The organism is Streptomyces boluensis (assembly GCF_009908195.1).
Lineage (GTDB): Bacteria > Actinomycetota > Actinomycetes > Streptomycetales > Streptomycetaceae > Streptomyces > Streptomyces boluensis.
Window position 1 is genome coordinate 1 of record NZ_JAAAHS010000039.1, and the last position, 19,690, is coordinate 19,690.

Annotated in this window: 17 protein-coding genes; 14 read left to right on the forward strand and 3 right to left on the reverse strand. The window is 69.6% G+C overall.

The features are described 5' to 3' along the window. The first annotated feature begins 67 nt into the window (after positions 1 to 67). The 12 genes from GUY60_RS08170 to GUY60_RS08225 all read left to right on the forward strand — a co-directional run bounded on the left by GUY60_RS08170 (position 68) and on the right by GUY60_RS08225 (position 12,401). Positions 68 to 1,339, forward strand: a complete 1,272-nt coding sequence (locus GUY60_RS08170; protein ID WP_161695368.1) for an MFS transporter — start codon at positions 68 to 70, stop codon at positions 1,337 to 1,339. 9 nt (positions 1,340 to 1,348) lie between these two features. Further along, positions 1,349 to 2,710, forward strand: a complete 1,362-nt coding sequence (gene pafA / locus GUY60_RS08175) for a Pup--protein ligase (protein WP_161695370.1) — start codon at positions 1,349 to 1,351, stop codon at positions 2,708 to 2,710. 127 nt (positions 2,711 to 2,837) lie between these two features. Then, positions 2,838 to 3,821, forward strand: a complete 984-nt coding sequence (locus tag GUY60_RS08180; RefSeq protein WP_161695414.1) for an FKBP-type peptidyl-prolyl cis-trans isomerase — start codon at positions 2,838 to 2,840, stop codon at positions 3,819 to 3,821. A 68-nt stretch (positions 3,822 to 3,889) separates the two neighbouring features. Continuing rightward, a complete protein-coding gene (locus tag GUY60_RS08185) occupies positions 3,890 to 4,264 on the forward strand; it encodes an FKBP-type peptidyl-prolyl cis-trans isomerase (protein WP_161695372.1) in 375 nt (124 codons plus the stop codon). A gap of 151 nt (positions 4,265 to 4,415) precedes the next feature. Then, positions 4,416 to 5,369, forward strand: coding sequence for a helix-turn-helix transcriptional regulator (locus GUY60_RS08190; protein ID WP_161695374.1), 954 nt, complete (start codon positions 4,416 to 4,418; stop codon positions 5,367 to 5,369). Positions 5,370 to 5,388: 19 nt separating this feature from the next. After that, positions 5,389 to 6,366, forward strand: a complete 978-nt coding sequence (locus GUY60_RS08195) for a helix-turn-helix transcriptional regulator (protein ID WP_161695376.1) — start codon at positions 5,389 to 5,391, stop codon at positions 6,364 to 6,366. 179 nt (positions 6,367 to 6,545) lie between these two features. Next, a complete protein-coding gene (locus GUY60_RS08200) occupies positions 6,546 to 6,815 on the forward strand; it encodes a hypothetical protein (protein ID WP_376771182.1) in 270 nt (89 codons plus the stop codon). Positions 6,816 to 6,825: 10 nt separating this feature from the next. Further along, positions 6,826 to 7,023 carry a hypothetical protein gene (locus tag GUY60_RS08205; RefSeq protein WP_161695378.1) on the forward strand — a complete coding sequence of 66 codons (198 nt, stop codon included), beginning with the start codon at positions 6,826 to 6,828 and terminating at the stop codon, positions 7,021 to 7,023. A 227-nt stretch (positions 7,024 to 7,250) separates the two neighbouring features. Then, positions 7,251 to 7,547: a Sec-independent protein translocase subunit TatA gene (gene tatA / locus GUY60_RS08210; protein ID WP_161695380.1), complete on the forward strand. Its 297-nt coding sequence runs from the start codon at positions 7,251 to 7,253 to the stop codon at positions 7,545 to 7,547. A 92-nt stretch (positions 7,548 to 7,639) separates the two neighbouring features. Beyond that, a complete protein-coding gene (gene tatC / locus GUY60_RS08215; protein WP_161695418.1) occupies positions 7,640 to 8,533 on the forward strand; it encodes a twin-arginine translocase subunit TatC in 894 nt (297 codons plus the stop codon). Positions 8,534 to 8,573: 40 nt separating this feature from the next. After that, positions 8,574 to 9,464: a diacylglycerol kinase gene (locus tag GUY60_RS08220; protein WP_161695382.1), complete on the forward strand. Its 891-nt coding sequence runs from the start codon at positions 8,574 to 8,576 to the stop codon at positions 9,462 to 9,464. Between the two features lie 126 nt (positions 9,465 to 9,590). Beyond that, entirely contained in the window at positions 9,591 to 12,401 is a 2,811-nt protein-coding gene (locus tag GUY60_RS08225) for a DEAD/DEAH box helicase (RefSeq protein ID WP_161695384.1), read from the forward strand. A 38-nt stretch (positions 12,402 to 12,439) separates the two neighbouring features. On the opposite strand, the gene GUY60_RS08230 is transcribed toward GUY60_RS08225, so the two are convergent. The 3 genes from GUY60_RS08230 to GUY60_RS08240 all read right to left on the reverse strand — a co-directional run bounded on the left by GUY60_RS08230 (position 12,440) and on the right by GUY60_RS08240 (position 15,423). Further along, a complete protein-coding gene (locus GUY60_RS08230) occupies positions 12,440 to 13,444 on the reverse strand; it encodes a pseudouridine synthase (RefSeq protein WP_161695386.1) in 1,005 nt (334 codons plus the stop codon). A 132-nt stretch (positions 13,445 to 13,576) separates the two neighbouring features. Beyond that, positions 13,577 to 14,431 carry a siderophore-interacting protein gene (locus tag GUY60_RS08235; RefSeq protein ID WP_161695388.1) on the reverse strand — a complete coding sequence of 285 codons (855 nt, stop codon included), beginning with the start codon at positions 14,429 to 14,431 and terminating at the stop codon, positions 13,577 to 13,579. A gap of 86 nt (positions 14,432 to 14,517) precedes the next feature. Next, positions 14,518 to 15,423: a 5'-3' exonuclease gene (locus GUY60_RS08240; RefSeq protein ID WP_161695420.1), complete on the reverse strand. Its 906-nt coding sequence runs from the start codon at positions 15,421 to 15,423 to the stop codon at positions 14,518 to 14,520. A 395-nt stretch (positions 15,424 to 15,818) separates the two neighbouring features. Between GUY60_RS08240 and GUY60_RS08245 the strand changes: the two genes are divergently transcribed. Then, the gene (locus tag GUY60_RS08245) at positions 15,819 to 17,012 is read left to right on the forward strand and encodes a quaternary amine ABC transporter ATP-binding protein (protein ID WP_161695390.1); all 1,194 of its coding nucleotides are present in this window, start codon (positions 15,819 to 15,821) and stop codon (positions 17,010 to 17,012) included. Continuing rightward, complete coding sequence (locus tag GUY60_RS08250; protein WP_161695392.1) at positions 17,005 to 19,626, forward strand: ABC transporter permease/substrate binding protein; 2,622 nt, start codon at positions 17,005 to 17,007, stop codon at positions 19,624 to 19,626. The genes GUY60_RS08245 and GUY60_RS08250 overlap by 8 nt, the downstream gene beginning before the upstream one ends. Positions 19,627 to 19,690: the final 64 nt, after the last annotated feature.

Here is a 19,690-nt window from a genome sequence, read left to right on the forward strand (position 1 = left end):
GCGCACATGGTACGTATGAGACTCGACGTTATACGTAAAACTTCGGGTGTGGGGAGAGGGGCAGCTGATGGCCGCGGGATACGGGGAGCTGTTGCGGACACGGCATGCGGCCCGGCTGCTCACCGGCACGCTCGTGGGCCGGCTGCCGAATGCGACCGGGCATATCGCGATCGTGCTGTTCACGCGTGCGGAGGGCGGCAGTTACACGCTGGCCGGTGTGCTGGCCGCGGTGTACGGCCTGGCGACGGCGGTGGGGCAGCCGCTGCTCGGGCGTGCGGTGGATCTGCGGGGCCAGCCGCGGGTGATGCTGCCTGCGGCGGTGCTCTCGGCGCTCGGTATGGCGGCGTTCGCGTTCGTGGGGATCGGTTCGCTGTGGGCGGCGTATGCCGCGGTGGCGGTGGCGGGGGTGTTCACGCCGCCGCTGGAGGGCGGGCTGCGGGCGCTGTGGCCGAATGTGCTCGGGCGTGAGGACAAGGTGCACGCCGCCTACGCGTTGGACGCGGTGGCGCAGGAAGTGATGTTCACGGTCGGGCCGTTGCTGGTGACGCTGCTTGTGTCGCTGTGGTCGCCGGGGGCGGCGCTGCTGGTCATCAATGTGATCGGGGTGCTCGGGGCGCTGTCGGTGGTGGTGTCGCGGCCGTCGCGGGAGTGGCGTTCGGCGCCGCGGGAGGCGCACTGGCTGGGGGCGTTGCGTTCGCGGGGGTTGCTCGCGTTGCTGGGGTCGTTCTTCTTCGTGGGGCTTGCGCTCGGCTCGATCACGGTGGCCGGTGTGGCGTATGCGGACGATCAGGGTCAGGCGTCGGTGTACGGCTGGTTGATGGCGGCGCTCGGTCTGGGTGCGCTGTTGGGCGGTGTGGTGTACGGGGCGCGGCAGTGGGCCGGTGCGCCGGAACGGCGGCTGCGCGTGCTCGTGGGGTTGCTGGCGTTGGGCTATCTGCCGCTGATGTTCACGCCCGGTGTGTGGCCGATGTGTGTGCTCGCGGCGCTTGCGGGTGTGTTCCTGGCGCCTTCGCTGGCCTGCGCGTTCATCGTGGTGGACCGGCATGCGCCACGTGGCACGGTGACGGAGGCGTTCTCGTGGCTGGTGACGACGTTCGGTGTGGGGGCCGCGGTGGGTACGGGTGTTGCGGGTCCGGCGCTCGAGTGGAGTGGCACGGCGGCGGGGTTCGCGGTGGCGGGTGCGGGTGGAGTGGCCGCGCTGCTCGTGCTGTTGGGCACGGTGCGGGTGCTCGCGGATCCGGTCGGCGGTGCGCGGGTGGCGGGTTCCTCCGGGGGTTCGGTGGAAAGTGATCGAAACGGAGCTGTCGAACCCGGTTTCAGTGCGGGGCATCAGGCGTAATGTTCAGTCATGGACCGCCGCATTTTCGGGCTGGAGAACGAGTACGGCGTCACGTGCACGTTCAGGGGACAGCGCCGCCTGTCGCCTGACGAAGTGGCGCGCTACCTCTTCCGCCGTGTCGTGTCATGGGGCCGCAGCAGCAATGTCTTCCTGCGGAACGGCGCCCGTCTGTATCTCGATGTGGGTTCACATCCGGAATATGCAACTCCCGAGTGTGACAACGTGACCGAGCTGGTCACCCACGACAAGGCGGGCGAGCGGATTCTGGAAGGCCTGCTCGTCGACGCCGAACGCCGCCTGCACGAGGAGGGAATCGCGGGCGACGTCTATCTCTTCAAGAACAACACCGACTCGGCGGGAAACTCTTACGGCTGCCACGAGAATTACCTCGTGGCGCGGCACGGGGAGTTCTCGCGTCTGGCAGACATCCTCATTCCATTCCTGGTCACGCGTCAGTTGTTGTGCGGCGCGGGCAAGGTGTTGCAGACGCCGCGCGGTGCGGTGTACTGCGTGAGTCAGCGTGCCGAGCACATCTGGGAGGGCGTCAGTTCCGCGACGACGCGTTCCCGGCCGATCATCAACACCAGGGACGAGCCGCACGCGGATGCGGAGCGGTACCGGCGGCTGCACGTCATCGTCGGCGACTCGAACATGTCGGAGACGACGATGCTGCTGAAGGTCGGCGCGACCGACCTGGTGCTGCGCATGATCGAGGCGGGCACGGTGATGCGGGATCTGACCCTGGAGAACCCGATCCGTGCGATCCGTGAGGTCAGCCATGACATCACCGGACGCCGCAAGGTGCGGCTCGCGAGCGGTCGCGAGGCGTCGGCGCTCGAGGTGCAGCGCGAGTACTACGAGAAGGCCGTGGACTTCGTGGAGCGCCGGGGCATTCGTACCGGCACCGTGGAGCAGGTGCTCGAGCTGTGGGGTCGTACGCTCGACGCGATCGAGCAGGAGGACCTGGACCGGATCGGTACCGAGATCGACTGGGTCATGAAGTACAAGCTGATCGAGCGGTATCGGGCGAAGCACAACATGACGATGTCGAATCCGCGGGTCGCGCAGATAGACCTCGCGTATCACGACATCCACCGTCGTCGCGGGTTGTACTACCTGCTTGAGAGGAAGGGCCAAGCCGCCCGTATCTGCAATGACTTGAAGATCTTCGAGGGCAAGTCGGTGCCGCCGCAGACCACGCGGGCCCGGTTGCGCGGTGACTTCATCCGGCGGGCGCAGGAGCAGCGCCGGGACTTCACGGTGGACTGGGTGCATCTGAAGCTCAACGACCAGGCGCAGCGCACGGTGTTGTGCAAGGACCCGTTCCGTTCGGTGGACGACCGGGTGGAGAAGTTGATCGCCGGTATGTGACAGAGCGTTGGAGTTCCGCGGGTCGGAACGCAACGCGGGGCGCCGTACGTTGCTCGTACGGCGCCCTTCTCACGTCGTAGAGTTGCGCGCACCCCACTCGCAAGATCTACCGATGATGAGGCTCACAGTGCGCCGACGCTCGCTGCTTCTCGCTGTACCCGCTGGACTGTTGACGCTCGCCGGGTGCGGCGACGACAAGGCTGACAAGGCCAAGTCCGAGGCTACGGACGGTCCTTCCAATTCCGCGGGGTCCGCGAAGATCGTGGACGGGCCGCTGCCGGAGATCACCAAGGGTGACAAGTTCGGTGAGAAGCCGACCGTTGCCAAGGGTTCGGGTGATCCGTCGAAGGATCTCGCGGTGAAGACGCTGGTGGAGGGCAAGGGCGCGAAGGTCGCCAAGGGCGATTATCTGCAGGCCGATTACCTGGGGCAGATCTGGTCGACGGCGAAGGTCTTCGACAACTCCTATGACCGTGGTGTTCCGGCGATCTTCCCGATCGGTGTCGGTCAGGTCATTCCGGGCTGGGACCAGGCCCTGGTCGGCAAGAAGATCGACTCCCGGGTGGAGTTGGCGATTCCGCCGGCGCTCGGTTACGGCAAGCAGGGCCAGCCGCAGGCCGGTATCAAGGGCACGGACACCCTGGTCTTCGTCGTGGACATCGTGGGTGCGTTCAACGCCAAGAGCTCCGCGAAGGGCAAGGAGGTCGCGCAGTCCAACATCGACCTTCCGAAGGTGGGCACCAACACCGACGGCAAGGCGCCCTCGATCGAGGTGCCGAAGAAGGATGCCCCGACGAAGCTGGTGTCGACCTATGTGATCGAGGGCGACGGCGAGGCGCTGAAGGAATCGGACGGCGTGCTCGTGCAGTACGAGGGTGTGCTGTGGGACGGCGGCAAGGAGTTCGACTCCACGTACAAGCGCAAGGAGCTCGCGCAGTTCCGGCTCGCGGAGGTCGTGGCGGGCTGGCGGGAGGGGCTGGCCGGCAAGAAGGTCGGCAGCCGTGTGCTCGTGGTGGTGCCGCCGGACAAGGGGTACGGCGACAAGGAGCAGCAGGGCATTCCGGCGAAGTCGACGCTGGTCTTCTCGGTCGACATCATCGCCAAGATGTGAGCGTGGGTGCCCTCGCGGAAATGTAAGACTGTCCCCGCTGCACACCCCGAGAAGCAGGAGCAATACACGTGAGCATCGACAAGCCCGAGGTCGACTTCCCCGGTGGCGAGCCCCCGGCGGACCTCGAGATCAAGGACATCTGGGAGGGCGAAGGCCCGGTGGCCAAGGCGGGCGACACCGTCCAGGTCCACTACGTCGGCGTCTCCTTCTCCAGCGGTGAGGAGTTCGACGCGAGCTGGAACCGTGGCAACCCGCTCGCCTTCCAGCTCGGCGCCGGCCAGGTCATCGCCGGCTGGGACAAGGGCGTGCAGGGCATGAAGGTCGGCGGCCGGCGTCAGCTGGTCATCCCGCCGGACCTGGCGTACGGAGAGCGTGGCGCGGGCGGCGGCCGGATCGCCCCCGGCGAGACGCTGATCTTCGTCTGCGACCTGGTCGCGGTCTGATCGCACACCGGTACCCGGTGTAGAAGCGCTGTGCGCGCACTGTTCGAGGGTCCATGCCTGCCGGCATGGGCCCTCGGCTTTTGCCGCGACACCCGGGGGCGGTACGGTCGACCGTCGTAGCAGGGTGCGCGGCAGGTGGGAGAGGGCGTCGATGGCGATTGCCAAGGCAGAGCGGCTGATGAATCTCGCGCTGTGCCTCCTTGGGACCCGGCGGCCGTTGAGCAAGCGCGAGCTGCGCGGCTCCATCGAGGCCTATCTGGAAGCGGGTTCGGACGACAGCTTCAACCGGATGTTCGAGCGCGACAAAGACGATCTGCGCGAACTCGGCCTGGTCATCGAGACAGTTGAGAACCTGGACGGCGAGCCCGGCTATCTGGCCCGCCGGGACAGCAACCGACTTCCGCCCGTCACGCTCGACGCCGAGGAGGCCGCCGCGCTCGGCCTCGCCGCCAAGGTGTGGCAGCAGGCCCGCCTGGCCGGTGCCGCGAGCGGCGCGCTGCAGAAGCTGCGGGCCGCCGGGCTGCCGGAGGAGGTCGATCCGTACGAGCCGCACAGCGCCCTCGAGCCGCGGATCCCGGTGCGTGAGGCGGCGTTCGAACCGCTGATGCTGGCCTGCCGGGACCGTCGCCCGGTGGTCTTCGACTACCGCAAGGCCACCGCCGCCCGCCCCGAGCAGCGCCATGTCGAGCCGTGGGCCCTGGAGTGCTGGCGCGGCCACTGGTACCTGGCGGGCTGGGACCGGGACCGGGGTGCGGAGCGGGTGTTCCGCTTGTCCCGGATCACCGGGAAGGTGCGGTCGCGGGCCGGGAAGTTCACCGTGGCGGTGCCCGATGTGGTGACGGTGCGGGAGACCGTGGCGGGCTGGGCCGGTGAGATCGCCGACCGTTCCGCGCTGATCAAGCTGCGCGCGGGCGCCGGCTACCCGCTGCGCGCCAAGGCCACCTCCGTACGCGAACGGGGCGACGGCTGGGACGAGTTGGAGATTCCGTACGGGCACGGCATGGATGCCTGGCTGGTCGAGTTCGGGCCCGATGTGGTGGTGCTCGAACCCGCCGAGCTGCGGGCGGACGTCGTGGAACGGCTGCGCGCCGTGGCCAAGGGCTGAGGGGGAGGAACAACCGATCATGGCCGCGAACGCGATCGATCAGACCCGCAGGATGCTGTCCCTGGTGACGTATCTGCGGGAGCGCCCCGGTGCCCGTATCAACGATGTGGCGCGGGCGTTCGGGATCAGCGAGGACGAGCTGATCTCCGACCTGGATGTGCTGCCGCTGTGCGGGACGAGTTTCCGCGGGGGTGATCTGCTCGACATCGACACCGACGGCGAGCGGATCTGGTGGCACAACCCGGCCGCACTGTCGGCGGAGGCGGCGGCTCCGCTGCGGCTCGCCGCGGACGAGGCGACCGCGCTGCTCGTCGCCGCCCGCGCGGTGGCCACACTGCCGGGGCTGCGTGAGGGCGACCGGGAGGCACTGCTGCGCGCGACCGCGAAGCTGGAGGCCGCGGCGGGGGAGACGGCCGGGGCGAGTGACCGGCTCTCGGTGACCTTCGAGTCCGAGGGTGGGGTCTTCGCTGAGGTGGACCGGGCGATCTCCGAGCGGCGCCGCCTGTGGGTGCGCTACTACTCGCCCGCGCGTGACGAGCTGACCGAGCGGGAGGTCGACCCGATCCGGCTGTTCGCGCTCGGCCACACGTACATGGAGGCGTGGTGCTACCGCTCCGAGGCGCGGCGCACCTTCCGGCTCGACCGGGTCGCGGAGATCCGGATCCTCGACGAGGCGGCGGCGCCGCCCGAGCTCGAGCTGCGCGACCTGTCCGAGGCACTGGTGCAGCCCTCCGCGGACGACCCCGAGGTGGTCGTCGAGGTCGGGCCCGGTGGGCGCTGGGTCGCCGAGTACTACCCGCACGACAGTGCCGAGGAACTGCCCGACGGTGGGCTGCGGATCACGCTGCGTACGCCGGACCCGACGTCGCTGCGCAGGCTGGCGCTGCGGCTCGGGGCGGATGGGCGGATCACGGCGCCCGAGGACCTGGCGCTGAGCGCGCGGCGGGCGGCCACGGAGGCGCTCGCGGCGTACGACGGCCAGGAGCAAGGAGCTTGAGGGTGTCGGGTATGTCCGGTGAGTCAGGTTCTGGCGTGGGTGTGGACGTGAGCATGGGCGTGGACATGGGCATGGTCCCCGGCGTCGGTGCCGGTGCCGGTGCCGGTGCCGGTGTGGCTGGTGTGCTGGTGGCGGATGCCCCGACGGACGCCCCCGCAGTTGTCTCCGCAGGCGTCTCCGTGGCCGGAGCCGAGCGTTCCGGCGTGCCCGGCATTCCCCGCCAGCACCGGCCCGTCGTCTTCAAGGCCGCCTGCCCCGACTGCCGGGAGCGCTTCGAACTCGCCGCCGGCGCGCTGCGCCTGGCCGTCGGCGCGAGCCCGCGCACCACCTTCTACTCCTTCACCTGTCCCGAGTGCGGCGCCGCCGTCCGCAAACCCGCCGGTGAGCGCATCGTCGAACTCCTCACCGGCGGTGGGGTGCGGACGCTGCGCCTGCACTCCACGGTCTAAGGTGGCCCGCATGTTCTGGCCCATGATCGCGATCGCCCTGGGGTTCTGCGGGCTCGCCGTGCTCGGCGTTCTCGCCGTACGCGTCTTCCTCGAGGTCAAGCGACTCGGCGCCCAAGTCGCCGACACCGCAGGCAAGATCAACCGCGCCGCCGAGGACCTGGAACGGGCCGCGACGCACATGGCGCGCACCGGCCGGGACACGCTTTAGCGACCCGACGCGCGGCGTCCGGGGCCCTGTCGGCGCCCAGGTCACGGCGAGTACGCTGATTGAAGGAAGGCCCCGAGTACGAGGCGGGGGCCGCAACTGGGAGTACGCACAGGGATTGCCCTGCGTTTACTCCTGGGGGTTACGATCGCTGCCAAGCGCGGTGGTCGGATGTATGTCCGGCCCACCGGGCACCAGATCCTGTCGCCTCGGTGAAGAAGGTAAAAGCTATGGGTAGGCTCGGCCCCACCGAGATCATTCTGATCCTCCTCGTCATCGTCCTTCTCTTCGGTGCGAAGAAGCTGCCCGACATGGCGCGCTCCCTCGGCAAGTCCGCTCGCATCCTCAAGAGCGAGGCCAAGGCGATGAAGACCGACGAGAAGCAGAGCGCCCCCGCCGACCCGCCCAACCCGGGCGCCCAGGGCACCACGGACCAGCCCGCTCCGCGTACGATCCAGGCCGCTCCCGGCGACGTGTCCAGCTCGCGTCCGGTGACCGAGCCGACCGACAGTACGACCCAGCGCTGATCCGGAGCAGGCCGGAGCAGGTCTGCCGCACGAGATGAGGACGTGGGTTGCTCAAGTCTGCCCGCACACAGGAGAAGGACCCCGAGGGGCGGATGCCCCTCGCGGAGCATCTGCGTGAGCTCCGCAACCGGCTCGCCAAGGGCCTCCTCGCGATCGTCGTGGTCACCGTCGTGGCCGCGTTCTACAGCGAGGACCTCATGCGGTTCCTCTCCGAGCCGGTACCGCGCTGCGCGAAGGGCCTCGGCGAATCCACCGGCGGCGACTGCGCCGTGGTCTCCTTCAACACACTGCTTTCCCCCTTCACCACCACGGTCAAGGTCAGCCTCATGGCCGGCGTGATCATCGCGAGCCCGGTCTGGCTCTACCAGCTCTGGGCGTTCGTCGCGCCGGGCCTGCACAAGAGCGAGAAGAAGTACACGTACGCCTTCGTGACCGCCGCCGTCCCGCTCTTCGTGGCCGGCGCCTACCTCGCGTACGTGATCCTGCCGGTGAGCATGAAGGTGCTCATCAGCATCACGCCCGACGGGTCCGCGAACATCCTGGGCCTCGACGACGTCCTGGACTTCACCGTCCGCATGGTGCTCATCTTCGGCATCGCCTTCGAGCTTCCGCTGCTGCTGATCATGCTCAACATGACGGGCATCGTCACCGGGCGCCGGATGGCCCGCTGGTGGCGCGGTGTGGTCATGGGCGTCTTCGTCTTCGGTGCCGTGGCGACCCCGACCACCGACCCCGTCGGCATGATCGCGCTTGCCGGGCCCATCATCGTGCTCTACTTCGCGGCCGTCGCCTTCTCGCTCGTCAACGACAAGCGCAGGGCCCGCAAGAACACCGACGCCGCCCTCGACGACGACGAGGCCTCCGAGCTCGACCTCACCCCCGACAGCATCGGCCAGATCGAGTCCGTACCGGCCGCCCGTGCCCTGCCCGAGCAGGCGAGCAGCGAGCAGGACCGCAGGACGAACGGTTTCGACGACGTGACCTGATCTTGTAGGGTCCTGCCCCCACACGTCCGGAGGGGGACAAGTGACCAGCGAGATCACGCTCTTCGTGAATCCCACCGCGGGACGCGGCCGGGGCGCGCACGCCGCGCAGCCGGCCGCTTCCGCGCTCCGGGAGGCCGGATTCTCCGTACGCACGCTCGTCGGCAACGACGCGGACGACGCCCTGCTCCGCGCCCGCGCGGCCGTCGACGGAGGCACCGGAGCGCTGATCGCCGTCGGCGGTGACGGCATGGTGAACCTCGCCCTCCAGGCCGTCGCCGGAACCCACACCCCGCTCGGCGTGATCGCCGTCGGCACCGGCAACGACTTCGCCCGCGCCCTCGGCCTGCCCGTCCGCGCCCCACGGGCCGCCGGCCGCCTCGTCGCCGAGGCGCTCAAGGGCCACCGCATCCGCAGCGTCGACCTGGGCCGGGCCGACGGGCGCTGGTTCGGCACCGTCCTCGCCTCCGGCTTCGACTCCCGGGTCAACGACCGCGGCAACCGGATGCGGTGGCCGGGCGGCCGCCTCAAGTACGACCTCGCGATCCTCGCCGAACTCGCCACGTTCCGGCCCGTCCCGTACCGCATCACGCTCGACGACGGGCCCGTCATCGAGGTCGACGCCACCCTCGTCGCGGTCGGCAACAGCGGTTCGTACGGCGGGGGCATGCGGATCTGTGCGGGGGCCGTGCTCGACGACGGGCTGTTCGACGTCACCGTGGTCGGCGACTGCTCGCGCGCGACGCTGCTCAAGGTGTTCCCGCGCGTGTACAAGGGCACGCACCTCGACCACCCGAAGGTCACCGTGCACCGGGCCGCGAAGGTCAGCCTGGCGGCGCCGCGGACCACCGGGTACGCCGACGGGGAGCCGCTCGGGACGCTGCCGCTGACCGCGCGGTGCGTGCCCGGAGCTGTGCGGGTGCTCGGGCCCTGAGGGGCACTCCGGGGCGCGCTCCGGGCGTGCTCAGGGGCGTGCCGCGGGGGTGTCCGCGCTGGCCGGCCGTCCGCTTCGACAAAGATCGCGACCTTGTCAGTGCCTCCGGGTAGGCTCGAAGACAAGATGACAGAGGACCTCTCACCGGCCGAGCGGTACGCGGCAGCACGTAAGCGGGCTGTCGAGCAGGCCACCGCACTCGCGTCCTTCCGCGAGATGTACGACTTCGGGCTCGACCCCTTCCAGATCGACGCCTGCCAAGCCCTGGAGGAGGGCAAGGGCGTGCTCGTCGCGGCGCCCACGGGCTCGGGCAAGACCATCGTCGGCGAGTTCGCCGTCCATCTCGCCCTGGGACAGGGCAAGAAGTGTTTCTACACCACCCCCATCAAGGCGCTCTCCAACCAGAAGTACGCGGACCTGGCCCGGCGTTACGGCCAGGACAAGGTCGGCCTGCTCACCGGCGACAACAGCGTCAACTCCGAAGCGCCGATCGTGGTGATGACCACCGAGGTCCTGCGGAACATGCTGTACGCGGGCTCGCAGTCGCTGCGCGGCCTCGGGTACGTGGTGATGGACGAGGTGCACTACCTCTCCGACCGCTTCCGCGGCGCCGTCTGGGAGGAAGTGATCATTCACCTCCCCGAGTCGGTGACCCTGGTCTCCCTCTCGGCGACGGTCTCCAACGCCGAGGAGTTCGGCGACTGGCTGGACACCGTGCGCGGCGACACCGCGGTGATCGTCTCCGAGCACCGGCCCGTGCCGCTGTTCCAGCACGTGCTCGCCGGGCGCCGGATGCACGACCTCTTCGAGGAGTCGCAGGAGTCCGGCAAGCGCGCCGTCAACCCCGATCTGACGCGGATGGCGCGCCTGGAGGACAGCAAGCCCTCGTACCGCGACCGCCGCAGAGGCAAGCGGGTGCGCGAGGCCGACCGGGAGCGGGAGCGCCGCTCCAGGTCGCGGATCTGGACACCGAGCCGCCCCGAGGTCATCGACCGGCTCGACTCCGAAGGCCTGTTGCCGGCCATCACGTTCATCTTCAGCCGCGCCGCCTGCGAGGCCGCGGTCCAGCAGTGCCTGCACGCGGGCCTGCGGCTCAACGACGAGGACGGGCGCCGCCGCGTCCGCGAGATCGTCGAGGAGCGCACCGCCTCCATTCCCGACGAAGACCTGCACGTCCTCGGGTACTTCGAGTGGCTGGAAGCGCTGGAGCGGGGCATCGCCGCGCACCACGCGGGCATGCTGCCGACCTTCAAGGAGGTCGTCGAGGAGCTGTTCGTGCGCGGCCTGGTCAAAGCCGTGTTCGCCACCGAGACCCTCGCCCTCGGCATCAACATGCCCGCGCGTTCAGTGGTGTTGGAGAAGCTGGTCAAGTGGAACGGCGAACAGCACGCCGACATCACCCCCGGTGAGTACACCCAGCTGACCGGCCGCGCGGGCCGCCGCGGCATCGACATCGAGGGCCACGCCGTGGTGCTCTGGCAGCGCGGCATGAACCCCGAACACCTCGCGGGCCTGGCGGGCACGCGTACGTATCCGCTGCGCTCCAGCTTCAAGCCGTCGTACAACATGGCGGTGAACCTGGTCCACCAGTTCGGCAGGCACCGCTCGCGTGAGCTGCTCGAGACGTCGTTCGCGCAGTTCCAGGCGGACCGCTCGGTCGTCGGCATCTCCCGCCAGGTGCAGCGCAACGAAGAGGGCCTCGAGGGCTACCAGGCCTCCATGACCTGCCACTTGGGCGACTTCGAGGAGTACGCGCGGCTGCGCCGCGACCTCAAGGACCGCGAGACCGAGCTGGCCAAGCAGGGCGCCGCGCAGCGCCGGGTGTCGGCCGCCGCGGCCCTGGAGAAGCTCAAGCCGGGCGATGTCATCCACGTCCCCACCGGTAAGTTCGCGGGCCTCGCCCTGGTCCTCGACCCCGGCCTGTCCGGGGGACGGTCCAACGGGCACCGCGGCTTCGAGAACTACGACGGGCCTCGCCCCCTGGTGCTCACCGCCGAACGGCAGGTGAAGCGGCTCGCGTCGATGGACTTCCCGGTGCCGGTCGAGGCGCTCGACCGGATGCGGATCCCGAAGTCGTTCAACGCCCGCTCGCCGCAGTCCCGTCGGGACCTGGCGTCCGCGCTGCGCACCAAGGCCGGTCACATCAGGCCCGAGAAGCACCGGAGGGGCCGTGCGGCCGCCGCCGACGACCGCGAGATCGCCCGGCTGCGGGCCGAGCTGCGCGCCCACCCCTGCCACGGCTGCGACGAGCGCGAGGACCACGCCCGCTGGGCCGAGCGCTACCACCGGCTGAAGCGCGACACCCGGCAGCTGGAGCGCCGCATCGAGGGGCGCACCAACACCATCGCCCGCACCTTCGACCGGATCGTCGCGCTCCTCACCGAGCTCGACTATCTGCGCGGCGACGAGGTCACCGACGACGGCCGCCGCCTCGGCAGGCTCTACGGCGAGCTGGATCTCCTGGCCTCCGAGTGCCTGCGCGCCGGGGTCTGGGAGGAGCTGAGCCCGGCCGAACTGGCCGCCTGCGTCTCGGCGTTGGTGTTCGAGGCGCGGACCAGCGACGACGCCCTCGCGCCCAAGCTGCCCTCCGGCAAGGCCAAGGAGGCGCTCGGCGAGATGGTGCGGATCTGGGGCCGGCTCGACGCCCTGGAGGAGGACTTCCGTATCAACCAGGCGGAGGGCGTAGGCCAGCGCGAGCCGGACCTCGGCTTCGCGTGGGCGGCGTACATGTGGGCGTCCGACAAGGGCCTCGACGAGGTGCTGCGCGAGGCGGAGATGCCCGCGGGCGACTTCGTGCGCTGGTGCAAGCAGGTCATCGACGTACTCGGACAGATCTCCGCGGCGGCGCCCAGAGAGGGCAGCACGGTCGGGAAGAACGCCCGCAAGGCCGTCGACTCGCTGCTCCGTGGTGTGGTGGCCTACTCGTCGGTGGGGTGACCTCGTTCCGGTGGGGTGACCCGGTGGCTCCGTCCCGTTCAACTCCGGGGCGGGGCCGCCCACTTCGCGTGGTCCGTCCATGCCTGCAGGGTGCGGCCGCTCTCGAAGCGGTGCTCCCGGCCGGTCAGCGGATCGGTGAACTCAAGGCTGCGGGCGAGGAGTTGCAGGGGCCGTGAGAAGTCGTCCGGCGCCGGGTCGGTGACGACGGGGTAGACCGGGTCGCCGAGGATCGGGACGCCGAGCGCGTTCATGTGCACCCGCAGCTGGTGGGTGCGGCCGGTGCGGGGGAGCAGCCGGTAGCGGCCGAGGCGGACGGTGTCGGTTCCGGTGGCGGTGTCGGTTCCCGTAACGGTGACGGTGGCGGTGTCGTGGTGGTCGAGGAGTTCGATCCGGCTCTCGCTGTTGGGTTCGCCCGGCAGTTCGTACGCCGCGAGCACACCGCGGTCCTTCTGGATCCGGCTGCGCACGGTGCGGGGTAGGGCGAGCAGCGGGTCGTACGCCGCCACCGCCTCGTACTCCTTCAACACCAGCTTGTCGTGGAAGAGGCCCTGGTAGGCGCCGCGGTCCTCGGGGCGCACGGTGAACATCACGAGGCCCGCGGTGAGCCGGTCGAGGCGGTGGGCCGGGGCGAGCCGGGGCAGGTCGAGATCGCGGCGCAGCCGGGCGAGTGCCGTCTCGGTGATGTGGCTGCCGCGCGGGGTGGTGGCGAGGAAGTGCGGCTTGTCGACGACGACGAGACGCGCGTCGCGGTACAGCACCGGCAAGGGGAACGGAACGCGCGGTTCGGGGGCGAGGGGCCGGTGGAACCAGAGGTGCGCCCCGGCCTCGTAGGGACTCGTGACCGTCAACCGGCCGTCCACGCCCGCCACTTCGCCCCGCGCGAGCAGGTCGTCGATCACTTCGGGTGGCACCGGGAGCCGCTCCACCAAGTGGTCCCGCACGGTCGCCCACTCCCCGTCGAGCGGCAGCCGCAGGTGCACCGGATCGATACCCTCGCGCTGGGCGAGGGGCGAGGGCGGAGCACTGCGCTTGCGTCGGGACACGGGGCCAGATTACGGGGCCCCGGCTGACCGACCGGACGGCCGACTGACTGACCGACCGGCCCCGACGGTCGGTTCCGTCAGGGCGGGGCAGGGCGGCGTGGTCTGTGGCGGGTGTGGTTCGGCGGGCGTGGTTCAGGAGGCCGCCGCGGTGACCGCTTCCTGCTCGGCCTCCACCTGGGCGTTCCACTCGCGTTTGGCGGACTGCCAGCCGTCCTCGTTGTGCCCGAGGCGCCAGTAGCCCGAGATGGAGAGCCGCTCGCGGGGGATCTCGCGGTCCAGGCGGAGGTGGCGGCGGAGTTCCTTCACGAAGCCGGCCTCGCCGTGCACGAAGGCCTGCACGTCACCGGCCGGGAAGTCGAGCTCGCGGACCGCGGCGACCAGGGCCTCGCCGACCGGGCGCGTGCCACGGTGCAGCCAGGTGATGCGGGCGCCGTCGGGGGAGACCGCGTCCTGCTCCTCCTCCGGCCCCGCCACCTCGACGAAGGCGTGCACCCGCGCGCCCGCCGGGAGCCGCTCCAGGGTCGCGGCGATGGCGGGCAGCGCGGACTCGTCGCCGACCAGGAGGTGCCAGTCGGCCCCGGCGTCCGGCGTGTACGCCCCGCCGGGGCCGAGGAAGCGCAGTCGGTCGCCCGGCCGGGCGGCGGCGGACCACGGTCCGGCCAGGCCCTCGTCGCCGTGCACCACGAAGTCCACGGTCAGCTCGCGCCGTTCGGGGTCCCAGGCACGCACCGTGTACGTACGCGTCACGGGCCACTGGTCGCGGGGGAGGTCGGCGCGGATCTGCTGGATGTCGAACGGCTCGGGGTACGTCACGCCCTGGGCCGGGAACAGCAGCTTGATGTAGTGGTCGGTGTGCGTGCCCGCCTCGAACAGCTCGAGCCCGGCGCCACCGAGCACCACGCGCTGCATGTGCGGGGTGATCCGCTCGGTGCGGACCACCTCCGCGAGATGGGCCTTCGGCGCTTTGCGGGCCGGACGTTCTGCCACGGAGGCCTCCCCTGACCAGTGAGCTTCTTAGGTAAGCCTAAGTTAACACCTCGGCCTTCGAGACGGGTGTGGCTTTTGAGACGCGTTCAGCCTTCGAGCAGGGTGACGAGCCGCTTCAGTGGTCCGGTGAGACCCCACTGGGTGGCGAGCTCGTCCAGGGCGGCCGGGTCGCGCGGCTCGCGGGGCAGGGTGAGCGGGATGTCGGGCACCGGCACGTCCGTGGCCACCCGGACAACCTTCGGCGCCACCGCGACGTACGGCCTGGACTCGTCGAGGCGCTTGCGCTGCGAGGGGGTGAGCTTGGACTTCGGGTCGTCGACGGCGGCCATGATCCCGGCCAGGTCGCCGAACTGGGCGAGCAGCTTGGCCGCGGTCTTCTCGCCGATGCCGGGCACGCCGGGCAGGCCGTCGCTGGGGTCGCCGCGAAGGAGCGCCAGGTCGACATAGCCGGAGCCGTCCACCGCGTACTTCTCGCGGAGCCAGGTCTCGTCGGTGAGCTGGAGGGTGCCGACGCCCTTGAGGGGGTAGAGGACGCGGATCTCGCGCTTGTCGTCGACCAGTTGGTACAGGTCGCGGTCGCCGGTGACGATGTCGACCGGGCCGGTGGCGCGGGCGGTGAGGGTGCCGATGACGTCGTCCGCCTCGTACCCCTCCGCTCCGATGCGGGCGATGCCGAGGGCGTCGAGGACGTCCTCGACGATCGGGACCTGCGGGGAGAGGGTGTCGGGGATCTCCTCGGCGTCCGCGCCGTCCGGCACCTCTTCGGCGACGCGGTGCGCCTTGTACGAGGGGATCAGGTCCACCCGCCACTGCGGGCGCCAGTCGGCGTCCATGCAGGCGACCAGTTCGTCGGGGTGGTGGTCGAGGACCAGGCGCGAGATGAACTCGATCAGTCCGCGCACGGCGTTGACCGGCGTGCCGTCCGGGGACTTCACGGATTCCGGGACGCCGAAATAGGCCCGGAAGTACAGGGAAGCGGTGTCGAGGAGCATGAGCCGTCGTGTTTGCTGCGTCACACCGGCATCATGCCGCACCCCACTGACAGCGCCCCGGTGACAAGTGCCGAAGTGTGCCGCTCGGTTGAGGGTGACGTGAAGGTGCCGCGTTCCGGCCACGCCTCCCACGTACCGGCCACGCCTCGCGCGGGTGCACATCCCGTCGCGCTGAGTGATCGGCCGTGCGCGAATCCGACGTATGTCCGGTTGGGGTTGTGAACTGGAACACTCTTGCGTTTACGAGGTTTCGGCGGGGGCAGGCGCGGACCCGGAGCGAACCGATTGACGGATTCAACTAGTCCGGTTGAAACGGCGAGCGGGAGGATTCCGCGCCGCTCCACGGCCCGCCGGCGGGGGAGGCGGGCCGTCGTACGTACGAACCGAGAGGCTTTATGTCCAGGCTGCAAGCTGAGCACTTGTACAAGGTGTTCGGCAGACGACCCACTGACGCGGTGCGCAGGCTCGAGAGCGGCGCCGACCGCGACGAGCTCCGCGCGGACGGCACCACCGCCGCGGTGATCGACGCTTCGTTCACCGTTGAGCCGGGCCAGATCTTCGTCGTCATGGGTCTCTCCGGATCCGGCAAGTCGACGCTGCTGCGCATGCTCAACGGACTGCTCGAGCCGACCGCGGGCCGGGTGCTGTTCGACGGTGACGACATCACGAACATCAGCGCCCGCAAGCTCCGCGAGGTCCGCTCGAAGAAGATCAGCATGGTCTTCCAGCACTTCGCGCTCTTTCCGCACCGCAGCGTGCTCGAGAACGCCGGGTACGGCCTCGAAGTGCAGGGCGTGTCGCGCGGCGAGCGGGAGAAGCGGGCCACCGAGGCGCTGCGCCTCTGCGGTCTCGAAGGCTGGGAGAAGTCCTGGCCCGACGAGCTCTCCGGCGGTATGCAGCAGCGTGTGGGCCTGGCCCGCGCGCTGGCCACCGACGCCGATCTGCTGCTCATGGACGAGTCGTTCTCCGCGCTCGACCCGCTGATCCGGCGCGATATGCAGGACCAGCTCCTCGAGCTGCAGAAGACCCTGAAGAAGACCATCGTCTTCATCACCCACGACCTCAACGAGGCCATGCGCCTCGGCGACCAGATCGCGGTCATGCGGGACGGCCGGATCGTCCAGATCGGCAGCTCCGAGGACATCCTCGTGCGCCCCGCCACGGACTACGTCGCGTCCTTCATCCAGGACGTGGACCGCTCGCGCGTGCTCACCGCCGGTGCCGTCATGGAGCCCGTCACGGGCGACGCCCGCAAGGTGCTCGACACCGCGCCCGCGACCGTCTCCGAGGACACCGCGCTGGTCGAGCTGTTCACGCTGTGCGCGGGCAGTGACACTCCCGTCGCGGTGACCGACGCGGCCGGCGAGCTCGTCGGCCAGGTCTCGCGTACGTGCCTGCTCACCGCGCTCGGCGAGGAGTCCGAGGCCGGTGCCGGGGCTGGCGCCGAGGCCGCCGCCGTACCGCAACAGCGGGACGACGAGCCGCGGGACGCGGCCCCCGAGAAGACCGAGAACACCGAGAAGTCCGGGGACGTGAAGCCCGACGAAGGCGACGCATCCGGCAGCGAGGAGGTGGCCGCTCGTGCCTAGAGTCCCGCTCGGCGACTGGGTCAACAGCGGAGTCAGCTGGCTCCTCGACCACATGAACTGGCTGTTCGACGCCGTCAAGACGGTGGTCACCGGCCTCTACGACGGCATCAACGCCGTCCTGTCCGCCCCCGAGCCGCTGCTGCTCGTGGGCATCTTCGCGGTGATCGCGTTCTGGCTGCGCGGGCTCGTCGCCGGTGTGCTGACGTTCGCGGGCTTCACGCTGATCATCTCGATGGACCTCTGGGACAACGCGATGATCACGTTGTCCCTGGTGCTCGTCGCCACCATCGTCGCGCTCGTCGTCTCGGTGCCCGTCGGTATCTGGGCGGCGCGCTCCAACACCGTCAGCGGTGTGGTCCGGCCCGTACTGGACTTCATGCAGACGCTGCCCGCGATGATCTACCTCATCCCGGCCATCCTGTTCTTCGGCATGGGCGCGTCCGCGGGCATCATCGCGACCCTGATCTTCGCCCTGGCGCCCGGCGTCCGGATGACCGAGCTGGGCATCCGGCAGGTCGACAAGGAACTGGTCGAGGCGGCCGAGGCGTTCGGCACCTCGCCGCGCAACACGCTCCTTCGCGTCCAGCTCCCGCTGGCGCTGCCGACGATCATGGCGGGCGTCAACCAGGTCATCATGCTGGGCCTGTCCATGGCCGCCATCGCGGGCATGGTCGGCACCGGCGGCCTCGGTGGCGACGTCAACCAGTCCATCGGCCAGCTCGACGTGGGCCTTGGCTCCGAGGCCGGTGTCTCCATCGTCATCCTCGCCATCTACCTGGACCGGATGACCGGTTCGCTCGGCCGCCAGGTCTCCCCGCTCGGCCGTCGCGCGGCCGCCAAGGCGCGCGCCGCGCAGGGCCTGAACCTGGCGACGTACCGTCCGCGCCCGGCCTTCGCGGTCATCGGCGTCGTGATCCTCGCCCTCGTCGCGGGCGGCATGAACTTCATGGGCAAGTCCGACACCCAGGCGGCCGGCGACGCCACGAACGTCGGCCAGGGCAAGAAGATCTCCATGGGCTACATCCCGTGGGACGAGGGCGTCGCCTCCACCTTCCTCTGGAAGGAGATCCTGGAGCAGCGCGGCTTCGCGCCCGAGGCCAAGCAGCTCGAGGCCGGACCGCTCTACACCTCCCTCGCGCAGGGCCAGCTGGACTTCCAGACCGACGCCTGGCTGCCCACCACGCACGAGGAGTACTGGAAGAAGTACGGCTCCAAGCTGGAGGACCTGGGCGACTGGTACGGCCCGACCTCGCTCGAGCTCACCGTGCCCTCGTACATGAAGGACCTCGACTCGCTCGCGGACCTCAAGGGCCAGGGCGGCAAGTTCAAGGGCAAGATCATCGGCATCGAGCCCAGCGCCGGAATGATGAAGCTGCTCAAGGAGAAGGTGCTCAAGGAGTACGGCCTTGAGGGCGAGTTCGAGGTCGTCGACGGTTCGACGCCCGCGATGCTGGCCGAGCTGAAGCGCGCGTACGCCAAGAAGGAGCCCATCGTCACCACGCTGTGGTCGCCGCACTGGGCGTACAGCGACTTCGACCTGAAGAAGCTCAAGGACCCGAAGGGTGCCTGGGGCAAGGGCGATCAGGTGCACACCGTGGCGCGCAAGGGCTTCTCGAAGGAGAACCCCGAGGTCGCCAAGTGGATGAAGGACTTCAAGCTCACCGAGAAGCAGCTCACCAGCCTCGAGTCGGACATCACCAAGGCCGGCAAGGGCAAGCAGCAGGACGCCGTCCGCGCCTGGCTGAAGAAGAACCCCGGCCTGGTCGACAAGCTCGCCCCGGTCGAGAAGAAGGCGCCCACCGAGGGCGGCAAGGGTGAGGCCTCGCGGCCGGTCAACGTGGCCTGGTTCCCCTGGGACGAGGACGTCGCGGTGACGTACCTCTGGAAGAACGTCCTGGAGAAGCGCGGCTACACGCTGAACCTCAAGCAGTCCGACGTCGGCCCGGTCTACGCCGGACTCGCCTCGGGCTCCCTGGACGTCAACTTCGACGCCTGGCTGCCGACCACGCAGAAGCAGTACTGGGACAAGCACAAGAACGATCTGACCGACCTCGGCTCCTGGTACAGCCCGACCTCCCTGGAGATCGCGGTGCCCTCGTACGTCAAGGGCGTGAAGTCCATCGAGGACCTCAAGGGCCGCTCCAAGGAGTTCAACGGCAAGATCATCGGCATCGAGCCGGGCGCCGGGATCATGACCACGATGAAGGACAAGATCCTTCCGGGTTACGGCCTCGACAAGGAGTACGAGCTCGTCGAGGGCTCCACTCCGGCGATGCTGGCCGAGCTGAAGCGCTCGTACGCCAAGAAGGAGCCGGTCGCCGTCCTCATGTGGACGCCGCACTGGGCCTACAGCGAGTACGAGCTGACCAAGCTGAAGGACGGCAAGGGTCTGTTCGGCGCGGGCGACAAGCTGCACAACGTCGGCAGCAAGGAGTTCCCGAAGCTCTACCCGCAGCTCTCCAAGTGGCTCGGTGACTTCAAGATGAGCGAGGAAGAACTCGCCGGCCTGGAGAACGAGATCAAGAAGCGCGGCAAGGGCCAGGAGGAAGCGGCCGTCGCGGCGTGGATGAAGGACCACCCGGGCATGGTCGACCGGATGGCTCCGATCAAGTAGCCGGTACGCCGGTTCGCGCGCCGCCCCGAGGGGTGGGTTTCCCGCAGGTCCCCTGACCTGTGGT

What these genes read in the sequence shown, in the direction of transcription:
- pafA (WP_161695370.1), top strand. Translation starts at nt 1,349, where the DNA reads ATGGACCGCCGCATTTTCGGGCTGGAGAACGAGTACGGCGTCACGTGC.
- GUY60_RS08240 (WP_161695420.1), bottom strand. Translation starts at nt 15,423, where the DNA reads ATGCTCCTCGACACCGCTTCCCTGTACTTCCGGGCCTATTTCGGCGTC.
- tatA (WP_161695380.1), top strand. Translation starts at nt 7,251, where the DNA reads ATGGGTAGGCTCGGCCCCACCGAGATCATTCTGATCCTCCTCGTCATC.
- GUY60_RS08225 (WP_161695384.1), top strand. Translation starts at nt 9,591, where the DNA reads ATGACAGAGGACCTCTCACCGGCCGAGCGGTACGCGGCAGCACGTAAG.
- GUY60_RS08205 (WP_161695378.1), top strand. Translation starts at nt 6,826, where the DNA reads ATGTTCTGGCCCATGATCGCGATCGCCCTGGGGTTCTGCGGGCTCGCC.
- GUY60_RS08170 (WP_161695368.1), top strand. Translation starts at nt 68, where the DNA reads ATGGCCGCGGGATACGGGGAGCTGTTGCGGACACGGCATGCGGCCCGG.
- tatC (WP_161695418.1), top strand. Translation starts at nt 7,640, where the DNA reads ATGCCCCTCGCGGAGCATCTGCGTGAGCTCCGCAACCGGCTCGCCAAG.
- GUY60_RS08245 (WP_161695390.1), top strand. Translation starts at nt 15,819, where the DNA reads ATGTCCAGGCTGCAAGCTGAGCACTTGTACAAGGTGTTCGGCAGACGA.
- GUY60_RS08190 (WP_161695374.1), top strand. Translation starts at nt 4,416, where the DNA reads ATGGCGATTGCCAAGGCAGAGCGGCTGATGAATCTCGCGCTGTGCCTC.
- GUY60_RS08195 (WP_161695376.1), top strand. Translation starts at nt 5,389, where the DNA reads ATGGCCGCGAACGCGATCGATCAGACCCGCAGGATGCTGTCCCTGGTG.